This window comes from Streptomyces sp. NPDC043726 (genome assembly GCF_056436565.1).
In genome coordinates this window covers 670667-693436 of record NZ_JBWKCI010000001.1, presented here as the reverse complement: position 1 = coordinate 693436, position 22770 = coordinate 670667, and the positions used below count along the sequence as shown (strand labels likewise).

The following is a 22770-nucleotide window of genomic DNA, read 5'->3' as shown; positions in this document are numbered from 1 at the left end:
GTTCGCATCCTGAGACGTGGGCCGCCGTTTTGCGCCCCGTTAGAATCGATGGCACAGCCCCTTTCAAGCCGCCGGAAGGCAACCCGTGTCACCAGCGACCCCCGCCGCCCCCGACACCGTCCTGGTCGTCGACTTCGGCGCGCAGTACGCCCAGCTCATCGCCCGTCGCGTCCGTGAGGCCCGGGTCTACAGCGAGATCGTGCCGAGCACCATGCCGGTCGCCGAGATGCTCGCCAAGAACCCGGCGGCGATCATCCTCTCCGGCGGCCCCTCGTCGGTCTACGAGGAGGGCGCCCCCCGCCTCGACCGCGCGATCTTCGAGGCCGGCGTCCCCGTCTTCGGCATGTGCTACGGCTTCCAGCTGATGGCGCAGAGCCTCGGCGGCACCGTCGACAACACCGGCGCCCGCGAGTACGGCCGCACCGACCTGCACGTGTCCCGCTCCTCCTCCACCCTCTTCGAGGGCACCCCGGCCGAGCAGCACGTCTGGATGTCGCACGGCGACGCCTGCTCCGCCGCCCCCGAGGGCTTCACCGTCTCGGCCTCCACGGACGTCGTCCCGGTCGCCGCCTTCGAGAACGACGAGAAGAAGCTCTACGGCGTCCAGTACCACCCCGAGGTCATGCACTCCACGCACGGCCAGCAGGTGCTCGAGCACTTCCTGTACCGCGGCGCCGGGCTCACCCCCTCGTGGACCACGGGCAACGTCATCGAGGAGCAGGTCGCCGCGATCCGCGCGCAGGTCGGCGACAAGCGCGCCATCTGCGGCCTGTCCGGCGGCGTCGACTCCGCGGTGGCCGCCGCCCTCGTGCAGAAGGCCATCGGCTCCCAGCTGACCTGCGTCTACGTCGACCACGGTCTGATGCGCAAGAACGAGACCGAGCAGGTCGAGAAGGACTTCGTGGCGGCGACCGGCGCCAACCTGAAGGTCGTCGACGCGCAGGAGCGGTTCCTCGCCGCGCTGGCCGGCGTCTCGGACCCGGAGACCAAGCGCAAGATCATCGGCCGCGAGTTCATCCGTGTGTTCGAGCAGGCGCAGCTGGAGATCCTCCAGGAGGAGGGTCCCGAGGTCGCCTTCCTCGTGCAGGGCACCCTCTACCCGGACATCGTCGAGTCCGGCGGCGGCACCGGCACCGCCAACATCAAGTCCCACCACAACGTCGGCGGCCTCCCCGACGACATCGAGTTCGAGCTCGTCGAGCCGCTGCGCCAGCTGTTCAAGGACGAGGTCCGCATGGTCGGCCAGGAGCTGGGCCTGCCCGAGGAGATCGTCCAGCGCCAGCCGTTCCCCGGTCCCGGCCTCGGTATCCGCATCGTCGGCGAGGTCACCAAGGAGCGCCTGGACCTGCTGCGCGAGGCCGACGCCATCGCCCGCGAGGAGCTGACCGCGGCCGGCCTGGACCGCGACATCTGGCAGTGCCCGGTGGTCCTGCTGGCGGACGTCCGCTCGGTCGGCGTCCAGGGCGACGGCCGCACCTATGGCCACCCGATCGTGCTGCGCCCGGTCTCCTCCGAGGACGCCATGACGGCCGACTGGTCGCGGCTGCCGTACGACGTCCTCGCGAAGATCTCCACCCGGATCACCAACGAGGTGCGGGACGTCAACCGCGTCGTCCTCGACGTGACGTCGAAGCCGCCGGGCACGATCGAGTGGGAGTAGGCCCTAGGTGCGCTTGACCAGGCGCACGGGCTCGCCGGGCTTCCAGATCTGCAGGACGAGGTACTTGTCGTCCTCCACGTAGGTCCTCACGACCTCGGTCAGCTCGGTACGGAAGAGGTGGAACGGCTCCGGCGGTTCCACCTCTTCGCCGTACGCGGCCTTCTGCGCCGGGTCGTCGACCTCGATCGCCCGGCCGCTGATCCGCACGTCCCCGCCGCCCATCGACTGGCCCTCCCCGGGGTTCGCCTGGAGCGCGAAGCGCGGGTCGCGGCGCAGGTCGAGCGCCTTGAGCGAGTCCGGCATCATGCCGAGCCACAGCTCACCGGCCCGGAAGGTCACCTCGAGGCCGGTGGTGCGCGGGGAGCCGTCCTTGCGCAGGGTGGCGAGGACGTGGTGCGTGAAGGCGCCGAAGCGCTTCTCCACGAGCGCCGCGAACGCGGGTTCGGCAGAGCTGAAGGCTGCCCAGTTCTCCGTCATACGGCGAGTGTGGCGCCGAATCCCGACATCCGCTGTCCGGTATCAGACGCCGTACGGCACCGGCCGTACGAACCGCTCCCGCCCCTGTGCGTCGCGCACCGGCGTGCAGCCCGCCGCCGTCAGACGCCGGGCCAGCCTGGCACGCCTGGTCTCGTTGACGCGCAGGGTGATCAGCAGGAAGGCCGGGGTCAGGGCGGCCAGCGTGAGCAGGACCGCGAACTTCCCGGTCAGCGCGGCCAGCAGCACGAACAGCGGCGGGAGGGCCCAGGCCATGGTGAGCAACTGCTTGCGGTTGCCGGCGGCGCCCAGGGCGTCGTACCGGATGAGCGTCGTGATCAGGTCGACGTCCGGCTGCGCCGCGGGCACCGGCGTCAGCGAGCCCTGGTACATGCCGGGCACCGGGCCGCCCGCGCCCGCCTGCGGGAACGCCGCCGCGTTGGCCGCCGCGCGCCGCAGCGCCCGCGGGTCGGCGTCCCGGACCATGCGGACGCACAGCATCTTCTGCTGGCCGAGGTGGCGGACGTCGGCGTACGCGAAGCCGTAGCACTCGGCTATGTAGGCGAGCGCCCCGACGGTCTCCCACTCGGCGAAGGGGTGCACGAGCTCGACGACGTCCTGGGATGCGAGCTGTCGCATGAGGGCGGTGACGTGGCGGTCGGCGATGCTCACGGGGACTCCTGGCGGTGCGTGGCTGGAAAGTGACGCGGATTTGCTGATTCCGGATACCAGACCCCTGATCGCCTGAAAGGGTTGCGCGTCATCTTTACAACTCGGCCCTGCCCTTTTGCCCTGACCGACGGTAACTTCCGGGCCGTAAAGCAATCAGTGCAGGAGGCTGCCACATGCCCGGGCCCACGCCGCCGGTTCCGCTCCCCACCGACCGGCTGCGCTTCGCGATGCCGCCGATGCACGAGTCGGTCGAGGACGAACGCCGGCACCGCAAGGAACGGCTCGCGGGCGCGCTGCGGATCTTCGGGCGCCTCGGCTTCGAGGACGGGGTCTCGGGGCACATCACCGCGCGCGATCCGGAGTTCAGCGACTGCTTCTGGGTGAACCCCTTCGGGATGCCCTTCCGGCACGTCACGGTCAGCGACCTGGTGCTGGCCAACTCCGACGGACAGGTCGTCGACGGCCGCTACCACGTCAACCAGGCTGCCTTCACCGTCCACGCCCAGGTGCACGCCGCCCGCCCCGACGTGGTCGCCGTCGCCCACTGCCACTCCGTGCACGGCCGCGCGCTCGCCGCCCTCGGCGACCTGCTCGACCCGATCACCCAGGAGAGCTGCGCCTTCTACGAGGACATCGCCCTGTACGACGCCTACAGCGGGGTCGCCGTGGACGCCGTGGAGGGCCGCCGTATCGCCTCCGCGCTCGGCTCGCGCAAGGCGCTGGTCCTGCGCAACCACGGGCTGCTGACCGTGGGGGACTCGGTGGACGCGGCGGCCTGGTGGTTTCTGTCGCTGGAGCGGTCCTGCCAGGTCCAGCTGACCGCGAAGGCGGCCGGCCGCCCGGTCCTGATCGACCACAAGGCGGCGGTGGCGACGCGGGAGCAGCTGGGCGGGGACCTGGTGGCGTGGATCAACTACCAGCCGATGTGGCAGGACATCAGCAGGAGCGAGCCGGATCTGTTGAGCTAGGGCTTCAGAAGCCTCTCAGCACGGCTGCCTTCGTCATCGCGAACTCCTCGTCCGTGAGCACGCCGTCGCGGTGCAGCTCGCCCAACTCCCGCAACCTGCGCAGGAGTACGTCGTGATGGTCGGCCGGGGGCGGTACGGCGGCGGTGAGCGGGCGGGCGCGCTCGGCGTACGCCACCCCGCTGCGGGTGGAGGGGTGCGGCAGGCGGGCGGTCACGGCGGTGGCGACCAGCGCGGTGAGCAGGTCGCGGCGGGCGCTGCCCCACAGGTCGAGGGCATAGGGGTCCTTGTCGGGCGGGAGCTTGGAGAACGCCGTCTCCCGGGTCAGGAACCGCAGGAAGCCGTCCTCGTAGCCGGAGTTGGGCAGCCACTCGACGCCGACGACATCGGCGATGTTGACGATCCGGGGCCCGGTGGCCCGTTTGACCCGGTCGGAGGTGTCGTTCCAGTCGATGCGCACCTGGATCCCGTCGAAGGAGACCACGCCGTCGGAGGAGCGCACCGAGACCGGGACCGGGGGGCCGGGGAGCAGATAGGCCTTGGTGGGCTCGTTCGGGATCTGGTCCAGCAGCAGGGCGTGGCGGATCTCCTCGGCCACGTACTCGGCGACCCCCGCGCGGTCGACGTCCACCGCGAGCCGATACGGATCCGCCGGCTCCGGCAGCCGTCCGCCGGTGGCCTGGAGCAGCGGGTCGGCGCCCTCGCGCAGCCGCATCCGCAGCCGCCCGCGCTTGCGTTCGGGCTCGAAGACGACCCCGGCGACGGCCTCCAGCGGCACGGCGATCTCCCCGTACGTCTGCCGGAACAGCGGCACCGAGCGGTGCAGACCCGGCGTGATCCTGACCGTGGTGCCGTCGAAGGCCCAGGTCCCGTCGCGCTGGATGATCTCGGCCATGAGGAAATTCTCCCAGCCGGGTCAACACGGCGGCCGGTGTGTCACACCCGGTACGGCTCCGGCGCGCGGGATTCCGCCGGGCGAGCGGATGTTCGCCCGGTCGTGCTCGCGCTCGTGTGAGCTGGGCGGTTGATCCCACACACCCCTCGATCCCGTCCCCGGCCCTCCCACGGACCGGACCTGGCGGGCGCGGCCGGGGTGGCGTAGGGCACAATTCGCTGGCATTGCACTGGAGTTGTGGCGGCACGGAGCGCGGGGAAGGCGGCATCGGACGTGGCGGTGCAGGAGGCGAGACAGGGCACGGACCCGGGCGCGCACGCGGGCGGCTGCACCTGCGGGGACTGTCCGCACGGGACACGCGCGGGGCACCGGCGCGCGGTCGCCGAATTCCTGCTGATGCGGGACGGGTTCGCGGCCGGGCAGGGGCTGCCCGCGGGGGTCGCGCACTCGGCCTCGGCGTCCCGGCAGTGGGTCTCGGAGGAGCTCACGCAGTCCGCCGAACTGGTCGCCGAACGCGGCCGCGCCGAGGGCGAGGCCTGGCTGTCCCGCCTGTGGCGGCACACCGCCTGCACGGTGTGGGCCCTGGTGGTCGTGCTGCTCCTGGTGCAGGCGCTCACCGCGATCGGCGCGGGCTGGACGAGCGCCCGCACGGCCGGACTGCTCGCCGCGGTGGTGACGGCGGGCGCGCTGACCGCGGCCTCGTGGTTCCACCGCGCCCGGGGCGGAGTCCTGGCCCCCGTCATCGGTGAGGACAACCGGCTGTCCACCTCCCGCGCGGTCGCGGCGGCCTGGGTGCTGTTCCTGGCCTACGCGGTGCTCGTCCTGGTGGGCCGCCTCGCCTCCGCCTCCGACCCCGCCGAACGCGACGCGCTGATCGCGGGCTTCGACCTGGCCCGCGGCGCCGGCGTCGTGACGGTCCTGGCGGTGGTGTCCGCGGTCGCGGTGCTGGTCCGCCGGGTGGTGGGGCTGCGCGTCCTCGGCCAGCGCCTGCAGAAGACGCGGGCGGACCGCCCCCGTGCCGCGGACCTCCTGACCGACGACGCGGGCCGGGGCACGTTCGCCGATATCCAGTACGTGGTGATCGGCGCGGTGGCCCTGCTCTTCGCCGCCGTACGCCTCGCCCGCCGCCCCGACCAGCTCCCCGACCTCCCCTGGGGCCTCGCCGTGGTGGTCCTCGTCTCCGCGGCGACCTACCTCGCCGGAAAGTACGCCGAGGGCGGCCGACCGGTCATCCTCTCCGTGGTCCGCTCCCGCGAGGCCGGCGATCTGGACGGCCCGATCCGCACGGGCGACGACATCGAGATCCGCGGCGCCGGGTTCGTACCGCCGGGCGCCGGCACCGCAGACCGTCTCTCCCGCATGGTCGTCCGCATCGGCCCCGTCAACGTCCACGTCCCGCTGATCCCGGTCCGGGGAGGCTTCAGCAACCCCACCGACACGGTCCTGACGGTCCCGGTCCCGGCGGACGTGGAGCCGGGACGGGTGGAAGTGCAGGTCGTGACGGCCGCGGGGGTGGAGACGGGGCGGTACGCGATCGATGTGACGGAGTGAGCGGTGACGGAGTGAGAGCGTCACCCCGGGCAGGGGCGAAAAACCGTCAACACGGAGAAAATGGTCTGGTCAGGATTGAGCGGGGCCCGCGCGGTGAACGTATCGTCCCTTGAGGGGCACGTCCCGACGGGCGAGAGGCGGCACCGATGACTCACGGCTTCCGTACCGACACACACTCCCCCTATATGGACGGCCGCCGTGACTGGCGTGACCTGGCCACCCAGTACGCCCTCCTCCCTCTCCGCATCTTCCTGGGCGTCACCTTCGTCTACGCCTCCCTCGACAAGATGCTCGGCGGGGAGTTCCTGAAGGACTCCGGCTCCGGCTCCATCGGCGACCAGATGCGCGCCGTCCGTGACTCCTCCGCCATCCCCTCCCTGGTCGACCTGGGTCTGGAGAACCCCGTCGCCTTCGGCTGGGCCATCGCCCTCGGCGAGCTGGCCGTCGGCATCGGTACCCTCCTCGGCCTCTTCGCCCGCATCGCGGCCCTCGGCGGTGCCCTCCTCTCGCTCAGCCTGTGGCTGACGATGAGCTGGGCCGCCGATCCGTACTACTTCGGCAACGACCTCCCGTATCTGATGGCCTGGATCCCTCTCATCCTCGCGGGCGCCCCCTATCTGTCCCTGGACGCGATGATCCGGGCCCGCAAACGGCAGCGCGCCGGGTACGTGTAGGCGGGCGCGAGCCAGGGAGCCGCGGGCTGGCCGCCCGAGCCCGGCCGCCCGGTCCGGATCCTCGTCAGAGCCGTGCTTCCCGCTCCGCCCTGGTCGCCCCCGCAGTGCCCGTCGTGCGGCCCACCTGACGGTGCCTGCGTATCCCCCGGGTCAGGACGGCCACCGCGCCCGCCAGACCCAGGCCCCCCATCACCAGCGGGATCACCACGAACCACGGCGTCTCCCAGGCGTCGCCCGCGTCACCGAAGTAGACAAGGCCCGCCAGCGCCAGGAACGCGCCCGCGACCAGCCGCCCGGGCTGGAACTCATGACCCCGCACGGCTCACCTCCGCCTGTCCCACGCCCACATTGAGGTCGAGTTCGATGGTCCCCGCGGGCTCGGACCCCTTGGCCGGCTTCAGCGTCACGTCCTTGTGCTTGTCCGGCGCCACATCCACGTCCTCCTTGTCGTCGCCCGGGAGCTGGATGTCGCCCACGCCCACGTCGATGCTCACCTTCACCGTCACCTCCGGCGGCACGATCACCTTCAGCTGTCCCACGCCCACTTCGGCGCCGGTGGTCACCGTCTTGCCCTCGGCGACCTCCAGCCCGCGCAGATCGAGCGTGCCGACGCCCGTGCCGAGGTCGTAGCGCGGCTCGACGGCCGCCGCCGCGGCCGGTTTCCACGTCGTGCGTATCCACTCGGTGCCGATGTCCTTCGGCAGGGCGGCCGAAGCGGCCAGCAACCCCGCCGTGACGACCGCCAGGAAGATCGACCCGGCTCCCGTGCGGCCCCGGAACGCGCTGATGGCGATGCCGGCACCGAAGACGATCAGCGCGCAGGACAGGCCGGTCTGGAGGCTGGTGCCGAGGGGCCGGTCGTCCCACGTCACCCGGGTGCCGATACCGCCCGCGACCAGCGCCAGCAGGAAGATCCAGCCGCCGATCCAGCGCTGCCCGCGCCGCTTGGCCGGCTCGGTGGGCCGGGCGCGCAGATCCTCCCGGAGGTGCACGTAGTCCGTGCCGAGGCTGATGTTCACCGCCGCCGCGATGTCGCGGTCGCGGGAGTCCCGGGGCCCCCACAGATAGCCGGTGCCGCCGTCGTGGGTGCCGTCCTTGACGATCGGGTCGCGCCACCAGGAGGGGTACGCGGCGGGCACCGGCGGCGCCTGGGCCTCCGGCGGGGCGTCGGCGACGGCCTGCGCGGCCAGCGGATCGGGGTCCGCGCCACCGCGCTGCCGCGACCAGTACCCGGCGCCCGCGAGCAGCAGCGAGAGTATGACGGCGAAGCTCAGCACCCCGCCGTTGGTCATCATCGTCAGGAAGACTCCGCAGCCGACCAGCGCGAACAGCACCGCCGTCAGCGCCTGGCCGTCGACCCGGCCGGTCAGGAGCCTGCGCACCTCGTTCTGCTCGTCGTCCTCGTACGGGATGAGGAGCCAGGCGAAGCCGTAGAAGATCAGGCCGAGGCCGCCGGTCGCGGAGAGCACGGTGAGGGTGATCCGGAAGATCACCGGGTCCATGTCGCACTGCCGGCCGAGCCCCGCGCACACCCCCGCGAGCATCTTGTGCCGCCGGTCCCGCCGGAACCGGGCGGGCGGCTCAGCGCCCCCTCCCTCTTCCTGCCCGGGCGCCCGCCCGTGCGTGTGCGAGCCTCCGCCCGCGCCGGGAGCCGGGCCCGCGGCGGGCACGGCATCCTGCGGCCCGGCGCCCGCGGCGGGGCGCGGGCCGGAGCCGGGTCCCGGACCCGTCGCGGCGTGCTCGTGATCAGTCATGCGTCCATGGTGACGGGCGCGGCGCCCCGGCGGCAGTGGGAACGACCCTGGCCGGACCCTGATATCGCCCCTGAGCCGACGCCGGGGACGCGTTCGACCCGGCACGCGGCCCGAAGATCGGGGGAGTCTCGGGGGTCAACCCTGATGCTCCGCCCGGTCGGCCGTGTGACCATCGATGGCATGTCGGAAGCCGCAAGCGCGCCCCTCGTCGAACCGCGGCCGCCGCGCAAGCTCTACCGCAGCAGTGACGGACGCTGGCTGGGGGGCGTGGCGCGGGGGCTCGCCGGGCATCTCGGGCTGCCCGTGATCTGGGTGCGGCTCGTGTTCGTGGGCCTGTTCATGGCGGACGGCCTCGGCGCGCTGCTGTACGCGGCCTTCTGGTTCTTCGTGCCGCTCGGCGTCGGTGGCGTCGCCGGACAGAAGCCGCCCTCCCTGGTCACCGCGGAGACCTCGGCGGACGGCCGGCGCAGACTGGTCGCGCGCAAGCCGGACAAGGGCCAGATCGTCGCCCTGCTCCTCATGGTCGTGGTGGCCATGATCTTCGTCAGCAGTGTGAACCTCGGCAGCGGCGCCCAGGCCTATCTCCTGCCCGCCGTGCTCGTCGCCGCGGGCGTCGCCCTGGTCTGGCGGCAGGCGGACAACGCCCGCCGGGCCCGCTGGATGGAGGTCGGCCGCCGCCGGCGCACCCTGACCCTGCTGCGCGCGGCCGGCGGAGTGCTGCTGGTCACCGCCGGTGTCTCCGGCGTCTTCGTGCTCCAGGGCTCGGCCGCCCACCTCGGCTCCGTGCTCCAGGCGGCCCTCGCGGTCCTCGTCGGGATAACGCTCCTCGCGGGGCCGTACCTCGTGCGCATGACCCAGGACCTCTCCGAGGAGCGCCTGATGCGCATCCGCGCCCAGGAGCGCGCGGAGGTCGCGGCCCATGTCCACGACTCGGTGCTGCACACCCTGACCCTGATCCAGCGCAACGCGGAGAACGCGAACGAGGTGCGCCGCCTCGCCCGCGCCCAGGAGCGCGACCTGCGCACCTGGCTCTACAAGCCCGAGGGCACCGGCAAGGAAGAGGCCGACGAACCCACCACGCTCGCCGACGCGGTCCGGCGCAACGCCGCCGAGGTGGAGGACAAGCACGGCGTCCCCATAGAGGTCGTCGTGGTCGGCGACTGCCCGCTCGACGAGAGGATCGGCGCACAGATGCAGGCGGCGCGCGAGGCGATGGTGAACGCCGCCAAGTACGGTGGCGAGGGCGGCGCCGTGCAGGTCTACGCCGAGGTCGAGGGAAAGACGGTCTTCGTGTCCGTCAGGGACCGCGGCCCGGGCTTCGATCTCGACTCGATACCCGCCGACCGCATGGGCGTCAGAGAATCGATCATCGGCCGGATGGAGCGCCACGGCGGCACGGCGCGGCTGCGCCAGGTGCCCGACGGCGGCACGGAGGTCGAACTGGAGATGGAGAGGGCGGAGAAGACGTCATGAGCGACGAGGCGAACGGTACGGCGGAGGCCATCGGCAGTGCGGGCGGGCGCCGGGTCCGCGTGGTCCTCGTCGACGACCACCGCATGTTCCGTACGGGAGTCCAGGCCGAGATCGGCCGGACCGAGCAGACCGGCGTCGAGGTCGTCGGGGAGGCCGCGGACGTCGACCAGGCGGTCACGGTCATCACCGCGACCCGGCCCGAGGTCGTCCTCCTCGATGTGCATCTGCCCGGTGGCGGCGGGGTCGAAGTGCTGCGCCGCTGCGCTCCGTTGATGGCCGACGCCGAGCAGCCGGTGCGCTTCCTCGCGCTGTCCGTGTCGGATGCCGCGGAGGACGTGATCGGCGTGATCCGGGGCGGCGCGCGGGGCTATGTGACCAAGACGATCACCGGCACCGACCTGGTCGACTCGATCTTCCGGGTGCAGGAGGGCGACGCGGTCTTCTCGCCCCGGCTGGCCGGCTTCGTCCTGGACGCCTTCGCCTCCACCGACGCGCCCCCGGTCGACGAGGACCTGGACCGCCTCACCCAGCGCGAGCGGGAGGTGCTGCGGCTGATCGCCCGGGGCTATGCCTACAAGGAGATCGCCAAGCAGCTCTTCATCTCGGTGAAGACGGTCGAGTCCCATGTCTCGGCGGTCCTGCGGAAGTTGCAGCTGTCCAACCGGCACGAACTGACCCGGTGGGCGACGGCCCGGCGGCTGGTCTGACGGCAGAGCGCCTCACACCACCCGGGTCGCTCCCGCGAACGGCATCTCGTTGATCGGCGCCAGGCGCACCGGAGCGGACGGGTTCGGGGCGTGGATCATCTGGCCGTTGCCGACGTAGATGCCGACATGGCTGATCCCGGAGTAGAAGAACACCAGGTCGCCCGGGAGGAGTTCGGAGCGGGAGACCCGGCGTCCCGCGCCGATCTGGGAGTAGGTCGTGCGGGGGAGCGAGACGCCCGCGGCGCGGTAGGCGGCCTGGGTCAGCCCCGAGCAGTCGAAGGCGTTCGGGCCGGTCGCGCCCCACACATAGGGGCTGCCGAGCTTCTGGTAGGCGTAGGCGACCGCGTCCGCCGCGCGGGAGGTGGGCGCCTGGGCCGTGGCGGAGCCGGGAGCCGTGAGCCCCGCGCGCTCCTGCGAGACCCCGCGGGAAGCACGGTCGGTGCCCTCGTCGAGTTCCGCGCGCTCCTCGGCCGACAGCCGCGACAGCAGCCGGTTGGCCGCGTCCAGCTTCCCGGTGATCGTCTTCTTGTGCCGCTTCAGCTCCGCCTGCCGGGACGTGAGCGAGGCCAGCTCGATGTGCGCGGCCCCGCGCAACTGCTCGATCTCCCGCAGCTGTTTGCGGACGTCCGCGACGGACGCCCGCTGCCGGGTGCCGACCCGCTCGACGAACTCGGCGCCGTCCAGATACCGCTCGGGGTCGTCGGAGAGGGCGAGCTGTACGGCGGGATCGAGACCGCCCTCGCGGTAGTGCGCCGCCGCCATAGAACCGAGCGCGTCCCGAGCCGAGTTGAGCTTCTCCGTCTTGCGCGCGGCCGTGTCCCGCAGTGACTTCAGCCGCGCCTCGGCCGCCTCGGCCTTCTCCTTGGCGCCGTTGTACTTCTCGGTGGCGGTCTCCGCCTCCTGGTACAGCCGGTCCACCTTCGCCTTGACCTGCGCCGGTGTCAGTTCGGGCTCGGCGTGCCCGGTCCCGTCGAAGCCCGTAGCGGTGGCCGCGCCCGCGAGGGCGACCGTCGCGGCCGTACGGACGGTGTTGCCGCCGGCCGAGCGCTGTCGGGGCTTGCGGTGCGCTGCCACGTGGACTGCACGTCCTTTCGCACGACTGCTACGACCGCCCTGAGCTGCAGGTCCGGCGGCGGCCCGCACAGGGGGAGCCGGCCGCCGCCGGACCTTCTCGGCGGAGGTGTCCGGCTGCCGCCCCTGGCCCGGGCGGCGGTGGGGAGCCGGTCACCTGGGGGAGGACGCTAAACCTGGGTGTGTCGGCTTGGTAACGCGTTGTGCGGAACTGCCATGAGGGGATCGCTGGGTGACCGTATGTGACCGTGATCCGCGATCGGGGCGGTCGCCTTCACGCTGTGCGATGACCGATGTCGTGGTTTCGGGGGCGGGTGGGAACGGCGGGGTGCTATGGAGCGCATATATGCAAGATCGGCCGCCGTGGGGGTGGGCCGGTGTCGGGCGCCCCGCAGGCCCCTGATTAGGCTCCGGCCTCATGGACGTACTCATCCATCTCTTCGTCGGCCTGCACATCATCGGTATCGCCTCGCTCCTGGGCGGCTTCCTCACCCAGATGAAGGCGATGGGCCAGGGCACCGCACGGTTCGTGCCGGCGATGCTGCACGGCGCGGCGACGATGCTCGTCACCGGCGTGATCCTGGTCGGGCTGAACCAGGCGGACGACCAGACCGTCGACAACGTCAAGATCGGCGTGAAGCTGGCCCTGCTGATCGTGATCCTCGGTCTCGTCTACGTGAAGCGGGACGACGAGAAGGTGGACAAGAACCTCTTCGGCCTGGTGGGCCTGCTCACCACGGCGAACATCTTCATCGCGGTGCTGTGGACGTGAGCTCGGCGTCCGCGGTCGCGGCGGCGGCGTAGGCCCGCTCCTCCCGCACCGCCCCCACGGCGACGGCCAGCCAGGCCGCGACGGCGATCCACAGCAGGACCTCGCCGGGGGTCTCGAGCCAGGACACATCGACGGCGGTGGCCACCGACAGGGTCGCCGCCGCCGTCATGCCGAGGGGGAACACGGTCGCCCAGCGGCGGACGTCGTAGCGCAGCCGCGGCCGGACCAGCTCGGCGACGGCGAGGACGGCGTACCACGCCAGGTCGAGCACCAGCAGGGCGACGGTGACCGTGTGCAGGACGTCGTCGGCGTCCTCGTTCCACAGGTACAGCCGCGGGCCGTCGGCGGCGATCAGCTTGGAACCGGCGAGCGCGGAGATGGCCAGCGCGCCGCCCGCGACCCACTGGTCACCGGCGCCGTCCAGCACCTGGCGCGGATCGAACAGGGCGAGGGCGCAGGCGTAGAGGACGAGGCCCAGCCAGAACAGCACCAGCGCCGCGTGCGCGAGCCAGGCGGAGGACTCCGCCGCGGCGAGGACGGCGCCGAGCACCGCGAGCCCCTGGGTGGCCACACAGCCGAGGAACACCCCGCCGGGCATCGGGCGCCGCCAGTGCCGTACGACGACGTAGAGCAGGCCCGGCCACAGCAGGGCGGCCAGGGCCAGCAGGGCCTCGGCAAGGTACTGCCAGCCCAGCAGGGAGAAGCGGGTGCCGAGCACGGTCGTCGCCGCGACGGCGGTGAGCGCGGCGGGCGTGCCGGCCTCCTGCCGCCAGCGCTCCGGCTGCCGCACCAGCCGTACGACGAAGTCCCCGGCGAGGCCCAGCCAGGCGACGCAGCCCACGGCCAGGGCGATCCGGGACAGGACCTCGTAGCCGGTGAGATGCAGGCCGACCGAGATGATGCCGGTCGCCATCACCGCGGCACCGGCCGCCGGAGGACGCGGCGCCCACCAGGCGCGGAGTGAGCGAAGGGCAGAGGTGCCGGGCATGCGGCCGATGCTATGGAGCACCGGGCGCGTTCCCGGCGGGCCACGCGCGCGTGGGGCACGAAAGCACCCACGCGCGCGTGCGGTGTGGCTCCGAGGTCGGCCGCACGGGAGAGCGGGGGCTCACGCGGGGGCGCCGAAAGGGAAGCCCCCGTCACGCGGGGGTACCGGAAAGGAAGCCCCGCGCGCGTGCCGCCGTGGCTCAGGCGGGCCGGACCACGCTGTGGATCGAGCCCTCGCCGTCGTAGTAGATCGACTCCTCGCGCACGTACGTGCCGGGCTTCGGGGCGTGGATCATCATGCCGTTGCCGATGTAGATGCCGACGTGGGTGACGTCGTCGTAGAAGAAGACGAGGTCGCCGGGCTGGGCACTGGCGAGGGAGACCGTGGTGCCGGCGTTGACCTGGTCGTAGGTGACGCGGGGGATGTCCACGCCCGCGGCCTTCCAGGCGGCCTGCGTGAGGCCGGAGCAGTCGTAGGAGTCCGGGCCCGTGGCGCCCCAGACGTACGGCTTGCCGATCTGCGCGCGGGCGAAGGCGAGCGCCTTCTCGGCCTTCGTGGCGTAGGAGGAGTCCGCCGTGGAGTCGGACTCGCCGGTGCCGGTCGAGGTGGAGCCGGAACCGGTGGAGCCGGTCTCCTGCTGCTGTGCCGCCTCCGCGGCCTCCTGGCGGCGCTGCTCCTCCGCCTGCTGCTTCGCCAGCTCGGCCGCCTTGCGCGCGGCCTCCTCCTGCTTCTTGCGCTCGATCTCCGCGAGCCGCGCCTTCTCCTCGGCCGTGAGTTCGGAGAGCAGCTTTCGCGCGTCGGAGAGCTTCTTCTGGACCGTGGACTTGGCGGTCTTCAGATCGCTCTGCGACTCGTTCAGCGTCTGGAGGCTCTCGGTGGCCTCCTGGCGCTTCTTCATCGTCTCGGACTGCTGCGTGACGTAGTCGTCGACCGCTTCCTTCTGACGGCCGGTCATCCGGTTCATCAGCTGGGTCTGGTCGAAGTAGTCCTGCGGGGTGTCGGCCAGCAGGAAGGTCGCGGTGTCGGGGGCGGCGGCACCGGTGCGGTACTGCGCGGCGGCGAAGGAACCGAGTTCCTCCCGCGCGTCGTTGAGTTTCTGGGTGCGCTTGGCGACGTCGTCGAGGAGCGTGTCGACCTGCTTGCGCTGCTTGGCCGTCTTTTCCTTGGCCGCGTTGTACTTCTCGGTCGCCGTCTCCGCCTGGCGGTAGAGGTCATCGACCTTCTTCTCGACCTCTTCGAGACTCGGCTTGTCGTCCGCGGCCGGGCTGGCGTCGGCCGTCTGGGACAGCAGGGCCACGGAGGTGAGGGCCGCGGTGGCCAGGGCAGGGGTGCGTATGCCTGCTACGCGCGTACCGGCGGGACGCGACTTGCGGTGCGACGCCAAGGGAGGCGACTCCTTCCGTGCTCCGCCTACCGAGTTAGCTGTCGGGTTCGGGCGGGTGGTTAGGAAGGGTTGCCCTACGACCTCGTCCCGGTAAGGGAGTCGGGTCGATTCACCCCAATGTCGGTTGGGTCCCCGGCTCCGGTTGCCGTGGGCGGGCAACGGACTCGGCGGAGGCCGCGCGGCCCGGCGGGGTTCGCCGGTGGGGGTCGTACGGCCTGACCGGCACGGTAGCCAACTCGTGTGGCCCCTGTGAAGGTTGATGGGTGATATGCCCGATACATTTTCGTGACCTTAGGTCAGGGCATCGCGGGGCGTGGCCAATGCGGACTGATCTGCATCGACATGTACGTATTTCCTCCGGAGTGACGTCTTCCGCCCGCTTCCGGGCGCTAGCTTCCAGCCAGCCGCGGTCGTGTGAGCCGCGGTGGTGAGTAGGGGGTAAGGGCATGAGGAAGCGCACGTCACTCGTCGTCGCCACGGGCGTCGCGCTCGCCGCCACGGCGGGCGTCGCGCCCGCCGGCGCGAGCGGGGGAGGGGACGGCCGGCCGGTCGTCCGGGTGATCGCGAGCGGGCTCGACAACCCGCGCCAGCTCTCGTACGACCAGGGGAGGCTGTACGTCGCCGAGGCGGGCCGGGGCGGCGGGAAGTGCATCGGGGAGGGGCCGGAGGGGGAGACCTGCGTCGGGCTCACCTCGGCCGTCACCAAGATCTACTGGGACGGGGGCGCGTGGAAGCACCACAGGGTGGTGAAGGGGCTGCCCTCGGGCGCCGCCCCCGACGGCGGATTCGCCACCGGCGTCGACGGTGTCTCCGCCCTGTACGGCGAGGTGTGGGGCGTGGAGACCTTCGTGCCGCCGGAGGCCGGGGTGCCGGCCAGCCCGCCCTGGAACACCCTCGGCAAGCTGCTGCGCGTCGGCCACGGCAAGGCGAGGATCGCCGCCGACGTGTCGGCCGTGGAGCTGAAGCACAACCCGCACAAGGCGAGCCTGGAGTCCAACCCGTACGCCGTCCTCGCCCTCCCGGACGGCCGGAAGATCGTCGCGGACGCGGCCGGCAACGACCTCGTCGAGATCTCCAGGTCCGGCAAGGCCCGCCCCTTCACGGTCTTCCCGGACCACAACGGCCGCGAGTCCGTCCCCACGTCGCTTGCCCTCGGCCCCGACGGCAAGCTCTACGTCGGCGAGCTGAACGGCCTCACCGAGAAGCCCACCGCGCGCGTGTGGCGCGTCGACCCCTGGAGCGGCAAGATCCTCGGCTGGAAGTCCGGCTTCGGCCCGATCAGCGGCCTCGCCGTCAACGGCAGCGGCGACCTGTACGTCAGCCAGCTCTTCGGCGGCGTCGTGACGAAGGTCTCGAACGGCAGGCGTACGCACGTGAAGGTGCCGTTCCCGGCGGGCGTCGCCGTGGACCCGTACGACGGCAAGGTCTACGTCTCTGCCTGGTCGATCGCCGACCGTGACGGCACCGTCCTGGAAGGTGAGAAGACCCCGGGTGGCCAGGTCTGGAAGATCCTCGGCTTCTGAAACCGGCCGATCTCCTCAGGGTGGCGGCGGGCTGTCAGTGGGGCGCCCTAGACTCGGAGAGCGATGAGCAGCCTCTTTGACGACAGCTTCCTGGCGAATCTCCAGGCCCCTCGGGCCCACGAGGAAGAACCGCCGCCGCCCGAGGACGAGCACGCTCCGGAGCCCGTTCCGGACGATCTGTTCGGCGGGAAGTTCGACGTGCCGCCGGACCGGGACGCCTACTACCGCGACGGCGCCCCGCGTCCGGCGATCGACGCGGCCGCGCTCATCGAGGGGCTCAACGAGAACCAGCGCGCGGCCGTCGTCCACTCCGGCACCCCCCTGCTCATCGTGGCGGGCGCCGGCTCCGGCAAGACCCGGGTGCTCACCCACCGCATCGCGTATCTGCTCGCCGAGCGGAGCGTGCACCCCGGCCAGATCCTCGCGATCACCTTCACCAACAAGGCCGCGGGCGAGATGAAGGAGCGCGTCGAGCAGCTCGTCGGCCCGCGCGCGAACGCGATGTGGGTGATGACCTTCCACAGCGCGTGCGTGCGCATCCTGCGCCGGGAGAGCAAGAAGCTCGGCTTCACGTCCTCCTTCTCGATCTACGACGCCGCCGACTCCAAGCGCCTGATGGCCCTCGTCTGCCGGGACCTAGACCTCGACCCCAAGCGGTACCCGCCCAAGTCCTTCAGCGCCAAGATCAGCAACCTGAAGAACGAGCTGATCGACGAGGAGGACTTCGCCGCCCAGGCGACCGACGGCTTCGAGAAGACCCTCGCCCAGGCGTACGCGCTCTACCAGTCGCGGCTGCGGGAGGCCAACGCCCTCGACTTCGACGACCTGATCATGACGACGGTCAACCTCCTGCGCGCCTTCCCGGACGTGGCCGAGCACTACCGCCGCCGCTTCCGCCATGTGCTGGTGGACGAGTACCAGGACACCAACCACGCCCAGTACGCCCTCGTGCGCGAACTGGTCGGCACCCGCGAGCACCCCGTCGACGTCCCGCCCAGCGCGGACGACATCCCGCCCGCCGAACTGTGCGTCGTGGGCGACGCCGACCAGTCGATCTACGCCTTCCGCGGTGCGACCATCCGCAACATCCTCCAGTTCGAGGAGGACTACCCGGACGCGACGACGATCCTGCTGGAGCAGAACTACCGCTCCACCCAGACGATCCTGACCGCCGCCAACGCCGTCATCGAGCGCAACGAGTCCCGCCGCCCCAAGAACCTGTGGACCAACGCGGGCGCGGGCGCGCGCATCACCGGCTACGTCGCCGACACCGAGCACGACGAGGCCCAGTTCGTCGCCGACGAGATAGACCGCCTCACGGACGCGGGGGACGCGAAGGCCGGCGACGTCGCCGTCTTCTACCGCACCAACGCCCAGTCCCGCGTCTTCGAGGAGATCTTCATCCGCGTCGGCCTGCCCTACAAGGTCGTCGGCGGCGTCCGCTTCTACGAGCGCAAGGAGGTCCGGGACGTCCTGGCCTACCTCCGCGTCCTGGCCAACCCGGAGGACTCGGTCCCCCTGCGGCGCATCCTGAACGTCCCCAAGCGGGGCATCGGCGAGCGCGCCGAGGCGATGATCGACGCCCTCTCCCAGCGCGAGAAGATCAGCTTCCCGCAGGCGCTCAAGCGCGTGGACGAGGCGTACGGCATGGCCGCGCGCTCCACCAACGCCGTCAAGCGGTTCAACACGCTGATGGAGGAGCTCCGTACGATCGTGGAGTCCGGCGCCGGACCGGCCACGGTCCTGGAGGCGGTGCTCGAACGCACCGGCTACCTCGCCGAGTTGCAGGCCTCCACCGATCCGCAGGACGAGACCCGCATCGAGAACCTCCAGGAACTCGCCGCCGTCGCCCTGGAGTTCGAGCAGGAGTCCGAGGAAGCTCCGGGCGGCCTGTCCGACTTCCTGGAGCGGGTCGCGCTCGTCGCCGACTCCGACCAGATCCCCGACGAGGACGAGGACGGCTCCGGAGTCATCACCCTGATGACCCTGCACACCGCCAAGGGCCTGGAGTTCCCGGTCGTCTTCCTGACCGGCATGGAGGACGGTGTCTTCCCGCACATGCGCGCCCTCGGCCAGACCAAGGAGCTGGAGGAGGAGCGGCGGCTGGCGTACGTCGGCATCACCCGCGCGCGGGAGCGGCTGTACCTGACGCGGTCGTCGATGCGCAGCGCGTGGGGGCAGCCGTCGTACAACCCGCCCTCCCGCTTCCTGGAGGAGATCCCGGCGCAGCACGTGGACTGGAAGCGCACCGGCGCCACCGCGCCGATGTCCTCCGGCCCCGCGTCCGGCGTGGCGGCCTCGCTGTCCTCGTCCCGCTCCCGCTCGGCGGCGTCCGGCGCCTCCGGCTTCGCCACCCGTCGTACGTCCGAGAAGCCGGTCGTCGCGCTGGCGGTGGGGGACCGGGTGACGCACGACCAGTTCGGGCTCGGCACGGTGATGGCGGTCAAGGGCACGGGTGCCAACGCGGAGGCGACGATCGACTTCGGCGACAAGCCGAAGCGGCTGCTGCTGCGGTACGCGCCGGTGGAGAAGCTGTAGCTCCGCGCGTGCGAGCCGGCCGGGGCTGGGCCTAGGAGGGGTCCAGCCCGTGGCTGCGCAGCCAGGCGAGCGGGTCGATGGCCGAGCCGCCGCCGGGGCGCACCTCGAAGTGCAGGTGCGGGCCGGTCGAGTTGCCCGAGTTCCCGGAGTACGCGATCGCGTCGCCGGCCTTCACGGTCGTACCGGAGGCGACCTGGTAGGTGGAGAGGTGGCAGTACCACGTCTCCGTGCCGTCCATCGCGGTCACGATCATCATGTTGCCGTAGGCGGCGTTCCACTGGGTGCGCACGGTGCCGTCGGTCGCGGCCATCACCGTGGTGCCGTACGACACCGGGAAGTCGATGCCGCTGTGCACCGACATCCAGTTGATGCCGGCCTGGCCGTAGTAGGCGCTGAGCCCGTGCTGGGCGACCGGGAGCGCGAACTTCGGGCGCAGTCGCTCCTTGCGGGCCGCTTCCTCGGCCGCCTTCTTCCGCTCGGCCTCCTGCTCGGCCTTGAGGTCGATGCGCTCCTGGGTCCGGCTGGCCCGGTCGGCGAAGTCGTCGGCCCCGGCGGACAGGCTCTCCAGCTGGGTGTCCAGCTTGTTGTTCGCGGTCGACGGCTTCACGGCCTGGGTGGTGTCCGAGGCGGTCGTCGCCGTTTCCTTCTCGTCCGTCAGCGTTCCGACGGAGGCGGCGGCGATCCCGGCCACGCCCATCACGCACGCCGAGGGCACGGCGACCGTCAGCAGCGCGGAGCGCTTGGCGGGGGGACGGCGGCGGGAGCGTCCCGCGGCACGGGCGGCGGTGCGGGAGCCCGGGACCGGGGCGGTCTCCTCCTGCTCGTCGAGCAGGGACGTGACGGGGGGGAGTTCACCGGTGGCGGTCAACTCGTCCTCGCCGGAGGCGGTTTCCTGGGACGGCGTGCCGTACTCGTCGTGGGACGGCTCGGCGTACTCGTCGTGGAGCGCCTCGCCGTACGGCGTCTCCTCCGCCGAGACCTGTTCGAAGGTGGCCGTCGCCTGCTGGTCGAACGATTCGGCCCGGTGCTCGTAGTCGTCGGCCCCGGTGGTGGCGCCGTCGGAGTTCCACTGCGTGGCGTCGTAGGCGCCGGTGTCGAAGGTCTGCGTGCCCCATTCCCATTGCTGGGTCCGGTCGGCGGCAGCACCGGACTGATCGGGCTGGAGCCAGGCGTTGGCGTCCCAATGGCCGCTGGCGTCGGGGCCGGTGGACTGCGGCGGTACGACGGACAGCTGCTGGTACTCGGCCGACCAGGCGGTCGTCTCGTACGCGCCGGTGTCGTAGGCGGCGTGGTGCTGGGCCGCGTACGCGTCGTAGTTCAGGGTCTCGTGGCCGCCCGTCGTCCACTGGCTCGCGTCGTAGGAGCCGGTGCCGTCGCCCGGCATGGTGCCGAACAGCGGGTCCGTGTCGAAGGTCCCGGTGGTCTGCGTGGCGTGCTGAAAACCGGTGGCGTCGTAGTGACCGTGCGTGGTGAAGTCGCCGTACGGGGCTTCCTGGGTGCCGTACGACGCGTAGTGCGCCGAGTCGGCCTCGGAAGCCGTAGCCGGGGTGGTCATGGTCCCCGACGGGTGACGGTCGTTCACCAACTTCTCTTTCGCCTCGACAACAGGGGCTGGCAGAGCAGTGCGGCGACTGTACCCGGCGGTACGCGGGCACGACAATCTTCGGCAGGTTTCGTGCTTCCGTGAAACGGGCATTCGGCCGTGTTTCGGGGGACTGCGGGCGCGACTTTGGCCTTGTGTTCGAAGAGTGTTCGATGTGGCAGGGGTGGTTTGGCGCCCCGGCAGGGTGGCTAAGCCACCGTCAGCCCGCCCGCGCGGGCGGCTTCCGCGCCTCCGCTCGGCTCCGCGTCGAGGGCCTGGCGTATTCCGGCGGCCACGGCCGGGTGCACCGGCAGGGCGAGGTGTCCGACCCCGCTCACCCGCACGTTCTGCGCCAGCAGGTCGGGGTGGTCGACGCAGGCCGTCTCCAGCGGGTCCATCAGATGGTCCAGGTCGCTCCAGAAGCCGACGAAGTGCGTGCGGCAGCCGGGCGCGGGCAGGGCCAGCTCCTCCAGCACCGCCGAACCGGGGCGCATCTGGCGCACGATGGGGTGCGCGTTGGCCAGGGGCACCACCTTCGTGCCCGCATGCGGCGTGCCGAGGGTGACCAGGGTCCGCACGCGCAGGTCGCCGCCGAGCCGCTGGACGTAGTAACGCGCGATGAGCCCGCCGAGGCTGTGTCCGACGACGTCCACCTGCTCGCTGCCGGTGCGCGCGCAGATCTCCTCGATGTGCCGGCCCAGCAACTCGGCCGCGGCCCGGATGTCACAGGTCAGCGGCGAGTAGTTGAGCGACTCGATCTGATGCCTGCCGTGCTGGGCGAGGCTGCGGCGCAGCAGCAGGAAGACCGAGCGGTTGTCTATGAAGCCGTGCAGCAGCACGACCGGGGGTTTCGACTCCGTCGGCAGCTGCGGTGTGTCGGGACCGCCCGGTGCGGGGAGCGCCGCCCTGCGCTCCTGGGTGATTCCGGAGGGGTAGAGGAGGAGGTGTCCGGTGAGGATCGCGATCTCGAGGGCGGTGGCCTTCAGGAGCGCCAGGGAGAGTCCGGCCAGCCGGCTCGGCAGGAGCCGCTGACAGAGCGGGAGAAAGGGCAGAACAGCCTTGGTGACCTTCATGGCCGACCTCCTGTCGGCACACCCGAGGACCCCTTGATCCCCCGTGTGCCCTCATGGGAAGTCGCGGCGAGGCGCGTCGACGGTGCGCGAGCGGGCCGCGCGGGGTGAGCGTGGCGTGTGGCGTGCGTGACGCCGGTGACGTGACGAGGCTCTCTGCCGGTGTGGCGACGAGGCTCCCCGCTGTCGTGCCGTACCTGCCCTGCGTGCTCTTCGTGCCCTCGCCGACGCGCCGCACCACCACGGCGCGCGGCCTGCGTCGCGGCGGTGCGGCGACCTCGTTGCGGCTCCCGATGCGCGAGTCCCGGCTGTGGCCCGGTGGCCGCCTCTGTCCGCGGTCCCTGTGCCGCAGAGGTTCGGAACGGTGCGCGGCTAACGTGTCCCACCGTGTGATTTCCCCCTCGGTATCCACCGCGAAACTGCCGGTTGCGGGATGCTGGCGATAACGTTCGTTCACTTCCCCGGGCGGTGTGGCGCGGGGCGTCCGTGCCACGACGTGTTCCGCGTGTACGGCGCGAGTGATGTGTGCGGTACTTGTCGGTACGGATGGATGTAGTCGCTTCATGGAGGCAGTGATGGGTGTGGCAGCCGGTCCGATCCGCGTGGTGGTGGCCAAGCCGGGGCTCGACGGCCACGATCGAGGGGCGAAGGTGATCGCGCGGGCGCTGCGTGACGCCGGTATGGAGGTCATCTACACCGGGCTCCACCAGACGCCCGAGCAGATCGTCGACACGGCGATCCAGGAGGACGCCGACGCGATCGGTCTGTCCATCCTCTCCGGCGCTCACAACACGCTGTTCGCCGCGGTGATCGCGCTGCTCGAGGAGCGGGACGCGGCGGACATCCTGGTCTTCGGCGGCGGCATCATCCCGGAGGCGGACATCGCTCCGCTGAAGGAGAAGGGCGTCGCGGAGATCTTCACTCCCGGGGCGACGACGCAGTCGATCGTGGACTGGGTCCGCGCGAACGTGCGCCAGCCCGCCGGGGCGTGAGCCGTACGTACGGGTGATCGGTCCG

The 22770-nt window shown here is 71.6% G+C and carries 20 protein-coding genes and 1 riboswitch; of the genes, 10 read left to right on the top strand and 10 right to left on the bottom strand.

Annotated features, from left to right (window positions below):
- Positions 1 to 85 precede the first annotated feature (85 nt).
- Complete coding sequence (gene guaA, locus AC068Z_RS03165) at positions 86 to 1660, top strand: glutamine-hydrolyzing GMP synthase (RefSeq protein WP_478551763.1); 1575 nt, start codon at positions 86 to 88, stop codon at positions 1658 to 1660.
- Between the two features lie 3 nt (positions 1661 to 1663).
- On the opposite strand, the gene AC068Z_RS03160 is transcribed toward guaA, so the two are convergent.
- Both AC068Z_RS03160 and AC068Z_RS03155 read right to left on the bottom strand, forming a co-directional pair.
- Positions 1664 to 2137, bottom strand: a complete 474-nt coding sequence (locus AC068Z_RS03160) for a pyridoxamine 5'-phosphate oxidase family protein (protein WP_478551761.1) — start codon at positions 2135 to 2137, stop codon at positions 1664 to 1666.
- 42 nt (positions 2138 to 2179) lie between these two features.
- On the bottom strand, positions 2180 to 2806 hold the full coding sequence (locus AC068Z_RS03155) for a hypothetical protein (RefSeq protein WP_478551760.1): 627 nt from the start codon (positions 2804 to 2806) through the stop codon (positions 2180 to 2182).
- A 173-nt stretch (positions 2807 to 2979) separates the two neighbouring features.
- Between AC068Z_RS03155 and AC068Z_RS03150 the strand changes: the two genes are divergently transcribed.
- Positions 2980 to 3774, top strand: a complete 795-nt coding sequence (locus AC068Z_RS03150; protein WP_478551758.1) for a class II aldolase/adducin family protein — start codon at positions 2980 to 2982, stop codon at positions 3772 to 3774.
- Between the two features lie 4 nt (positions 3775 to 3778).
- On the opposite strand, the gene AC068Z_RS03145 is transcribed toward AC068Z_RS03150, so the two are convergent.
- Complete coding sequence (locus AC068Z_RS03145) at positions 3779 to 4666, bottom strand: DUF4429 domain-containing protein (protein ID WP_478551756.1); 888 nt, start codon at positions 4664 to 4666, stop codon at positions 3779 to 3781.
- 273 nt (positions 4667 to 4939) lie between these two features.
- On the opposite strand from AC068Z_RS03145, the gene AC068Z_RS03140 reads away from it, so the two are divergent.
- Complete coding sequence (locus tag AC068Z_RS03140) at positions 4940 to 6217, top strand: hypothetical protein (protein WP_478551754.1); 1278 nt, start codon at positions 4940 to 4942, stop codon at positions 6215 to 6217.
- A gap of 146 nt (positions 6218 to 6363) precedes the next feature.
- Positions 6364 to 6891 (top strand): DoxX family protein, encoded by a 528-nt coding sequence (locus tag AC068Z_RS03135; protein WP_478551752.1) that lies wholly within the window; start codon positions 6364 to 6366, stop codon positions 6889 to 6891.
- A gap of 64 nt (positions 6892 to 6955) precedes the next feature.
- Here the strand turns inward: AC068Z_RS03135 and AC068Z_RS03130 are convergent, their stop codons facing one another.
- Together AC068Z_RS03130 and AC068Z_RS03125 are read right to left on the bottom strand one after the other, a co-directional pair.
- Complete coding sequence (locus tag AC068Z_RS03130; protein WP_478551750.1) at positions 6956 to 7210, bottom strand: hypothetical protein; 255 nt, start codon at positions 7208 to 7210, stop codon at positions 6956 to 6958.
- Entirely contained in the window at positions 7197 to 8645 is a 1449-nt protein-coding gene (locus AC068Z_RS03125; RefSeq protein WP_478551748.1) for a PspC domain-containing protein, read from the bottom strand. The genes AC068Z_RS03130 and AC068Z_RS03125 overlap by 14 nt, the downstream gene beginning before the upstream one ends.
- Positions 8646 to 8825: 180 nt before the next feature.
- Between AC068Z_RS03125 and AC068Z_RS03120 the strand changes: the two genes are divergently transcribed.
- Together AC068Z_RS03120 and AC068Z_RS03115 are read left to right on the top strand one after the other, a co-directional pair.
- A complete protein-coding gene (locus AC068Z_RS03120; RefSeq protein WP_478551746.1) occupies positions 8826 to 10118 on the top strand; it encodes an ATP-binding protein in 1293 nt (430 codons plus the stop codon).
- The gene (locus AC068Z_RS03115; RefSeq protein WP_478551744.1) at positions 10115 to 10825 is read left to right on the top strand and encodes a LuxR C-terminal-related transcriptional regulator; all 711 of its coding nucleotides are present in this window, start codon (positions 10115 to 10117) and stop codon (positions 10823 to 10825) included. Before AC068Z_RS03120 ends, AC068Z_RS03115 begins: the two co-directional genes overlap by 4 nt.
- Before the next feature lie 12 nt (positions 10826 to 10837).
- Here AC068Z_RS03115 and AC068Z_RS03110 read toward each other — a convergent pair whose 3' ends face one another.
- Positions 10838 to 11899 carry a C40 family peptidase gene (locus AC068Z_RS03110; RefSeq protein ID WP_478551743.1) on the bottom strand — a complete coding sequence of 354 codons (1062 nt, stop codon included), beginning with the start codon at positions 11897 to 11899 and terminating at the stop codon, positions 10838 to 10840.
- 415 nt (positions 11900 to 12314) lie between these two features.
- Between AC068Z_RS03110 and AC068Z_RS03105 the strand changes: the two genes are divergently transcribed.
- Positions 12315 to 12668: a hypothetical protein gene (locus AC068Z_RS03105; protein WP_451720412.1), complete on the top strand. Its 354-nt coding sequence runs from the start codon at positions 12315 to 12317 to the stop codon at positions 12666 to 12668.
- Here the strand turns inward: AC068Z_RS03105 and AC068Z_RS03100 are convergent.
- Together AC068Z_RS03100 and AC068Z_RS03095 are read right to left on the bottom strand one after the other, a co-directional pair.
- Entirely contained in the window at positions 12646 to 13656 is a 1011-nt protein-coding gene (locus AC068Z_RS03100) for a tellurite resistance/C4-dicarboxylate transporter family protein (RefSeq protein ID WP_478551740.1), read from the bottom strand. The genes AC068Z_RS03105 and AC068Z_RS03100 overlap by 23 nt on opposite strands.
- 199 nt (positions 13657 to 13855) lie before the next feature.
- Positions 13856 to 15040, bottom strand: coding sequence for a C40 family peptidase (locus tag AC068Z_RS03095; protein WP_478551738.1), 1185 nt, complete (start codon positions 15038 to 15040; stop codon positions 13856 to 13858).
- Between the two features lie 8 nt (positions 15041 to 15048).
- A riboswitch (cyclic di-AMP (ydaO/yuaA leader) is annotated at positions 15049 to 15220 on the bottom strand.
- Between the two features lie 266 nt (positions 15221 to 15486).
- Here AC068Z_RS03095 and AC068Z_RS03090 point away from each other — a divergent pair.
- Positions 15487 to 16563: a ScyD/ScyE family protein gene (locus AC068Z_RS03090; protein WP_478551736.1), complete on the top strand. Its 1077-nt coding sequence runs from the start codon at positions 15487 to 15489 to the stop codon at positions 16561 to 16563.
- A gap of 63 nt (positions 16564 to 16626) precedes the next feature.
- Entirely contained in the window at positions 16627 to 19101 is a 2475-nt protein-coding gene (pcrA, locus tag AC068Z_RS03085) for a DNA helicase PcrA (RefSeq protein ID WP_478551734.1), read from the top strand.
- Positions 19102 to 19132: 31 nt separating this feature from the next.
- Here pcrA and AC068Z_RS03080 read toward each other — a convergent pair whose 3' ends face one another.
- Together AC068Z_RS03080 and AC068Z_RS03075 are read right to left on the bottom strand one after the other, a co-directional pair.
- The gene (locus tag AC068Z_RS03080; RefSeq protein WP_478551733.1) at positions 19133 to 20797 is read right to left on the bottom strand and encodes a M23 family metallopeptidase; all 1665 of its coding nucleotides are present in this window, start codon (positions 20795 to 20797) and stop codon (positions 19133 to 19135) included.
- A 95-nt stretch (positions 20798 to 20892) separates the two neighbouring features.
- Positions 20893 to 21756: an esterase/lipase family protein gene (locus tag AC068Z_RS03075; RefSeq protein WP_478551731.1), complete on the bottom strand. Its 864-nt coding sequence runs from the start codon at positions 21754 to 21756 to the stop codon at positions 20893 to 20895.
- Positions 21757 to 22328: 572 nt separating this feature from the next.
- Between AC068Z_RS03075 and AC068Z_RS03070 the strand changes: the two genes are divergently transcribed.
- On the top strand, positions 22329 to 22745 hold the full coding sequence (locus AC068Z_RS03070; RefSeq protein WP_478551730.1) for a cobalamin B12-binding domain-containing protein: 417 nt from the start codon (positions 22329 to 22331) through the stop codon (positions 22743 to 22745).
- Positions 22746 to 22770: the final 25 nt, after the last annotated feature.

What these genes read in the sequence shown, in the direction of transcription:
- AC068Z_RS03070 (WP_478551730.1), top strand. Translation starts at nt 22,329, where the DNA reads ATGGGTGTGGCAGCCGGTCCGATCCGCGTGGTGGTGGCCAAGCCGGGG.
- AC068Z_RS03145 (WP_478551756.1), bottom strand. Translation starts at nt 4,666, where the DNA reads ATGGCCGAGATCATCCAGCGCGACGGGACCTGGGCCTTCGACGGCACC.
- AC068Z_RS03075 (WP_478551731.1), bottom strand. Translation starts at nt 21,756, where the DNA reads ATGAAGGTCACCAAGGCTGTTCTGCCCTTTCTCCCGCTCTGTCAGCGG.
- AC068Z_RS03090 (WP_478551736.1), top strand. Translation starts at nt 15,487, where the DNA reads ATGAGGAAGCGCACGTCACTCGTCGTCGCCACGGGCGTCGCGCTCGCC.
- AC068Z_RS03160 (WP_478551761.1), bottom strand. Translation starts at nt 2,137, where the DNA reads ATGACGGAGAACTGGGCAGCCTTCAGCTCTGCCGAACCCGCGTTCGCG.
- AC068Z_RS03115 (WP_478551744.1), top strand. Translation starts at nt 10,115, where the DNA reads ATGAGCGACGAGGCGAACGGTACGGCGGAGGCCATCGGCAGTGCGGGC.
- AC068Z_RS03100 (WP_478551740.1), bottom strand. Translation starts at nt 13,656, where the DNA reads ATGCCCGGCACCTCTGCCCTTCGCTCACTCCGCGCCTGGTGGGCGCCG.
- AC068Z_RS03150 (WP_478551758.1), top strand. Translation starts at nt 2,980, where the DNA reads ATGCCCGGGCCCACGCCGCCGGTTCCGCTCCCCACCGACCGGCTGCGC.
- AC068Z_RS03120 (WP_478551746.1), top strand. Translation starts at nt 8,826, where the DNA reads ATGTCGGAAGCCGCAAGCGCGCCCCTCGTCGAACCGCGGCCGCCGCGC.
- AC068Z_RS03135 (WP_478551752.1), top strand. Translation starts at nt 6,364, where the DNA reads ATGACTCACGGCTTCCGTACCGACACACACTCCCCCTATATGGACGGC.
- AC068Z_RS03105 (WP_451720412.1), top strand. Translation starts at nt 12,315, where the DNA reads ATGGACGTACTCATCCATCTCTTCGTCGGCCTGCACATCATCGGTATC.
- pcrA (WP_478551734.1), top strand. Translation starts at nt 16,627, where the DNA reads ATGAGCAGCCTCTTTGACGACAGCTTCCTGGCGAATCTCCAGGCCCCT.
- AC068Z_RS03125 (WP_478551748.1), bottom strand. Translation starts at nt 8,645, where the DNA reads ATGACTGATCACGAGCACGCCGCGACGGGTCCGGGACCCGGCTCCGGC.
- AC068Z_RS03080 (WP_478551733.1), bottom strand. Translation starts at nt 20,797, where the DNA reads ATGCCCGTTTCACGGAAGCACGAAACCTGCCGAAGATTGTCGTGCCCG.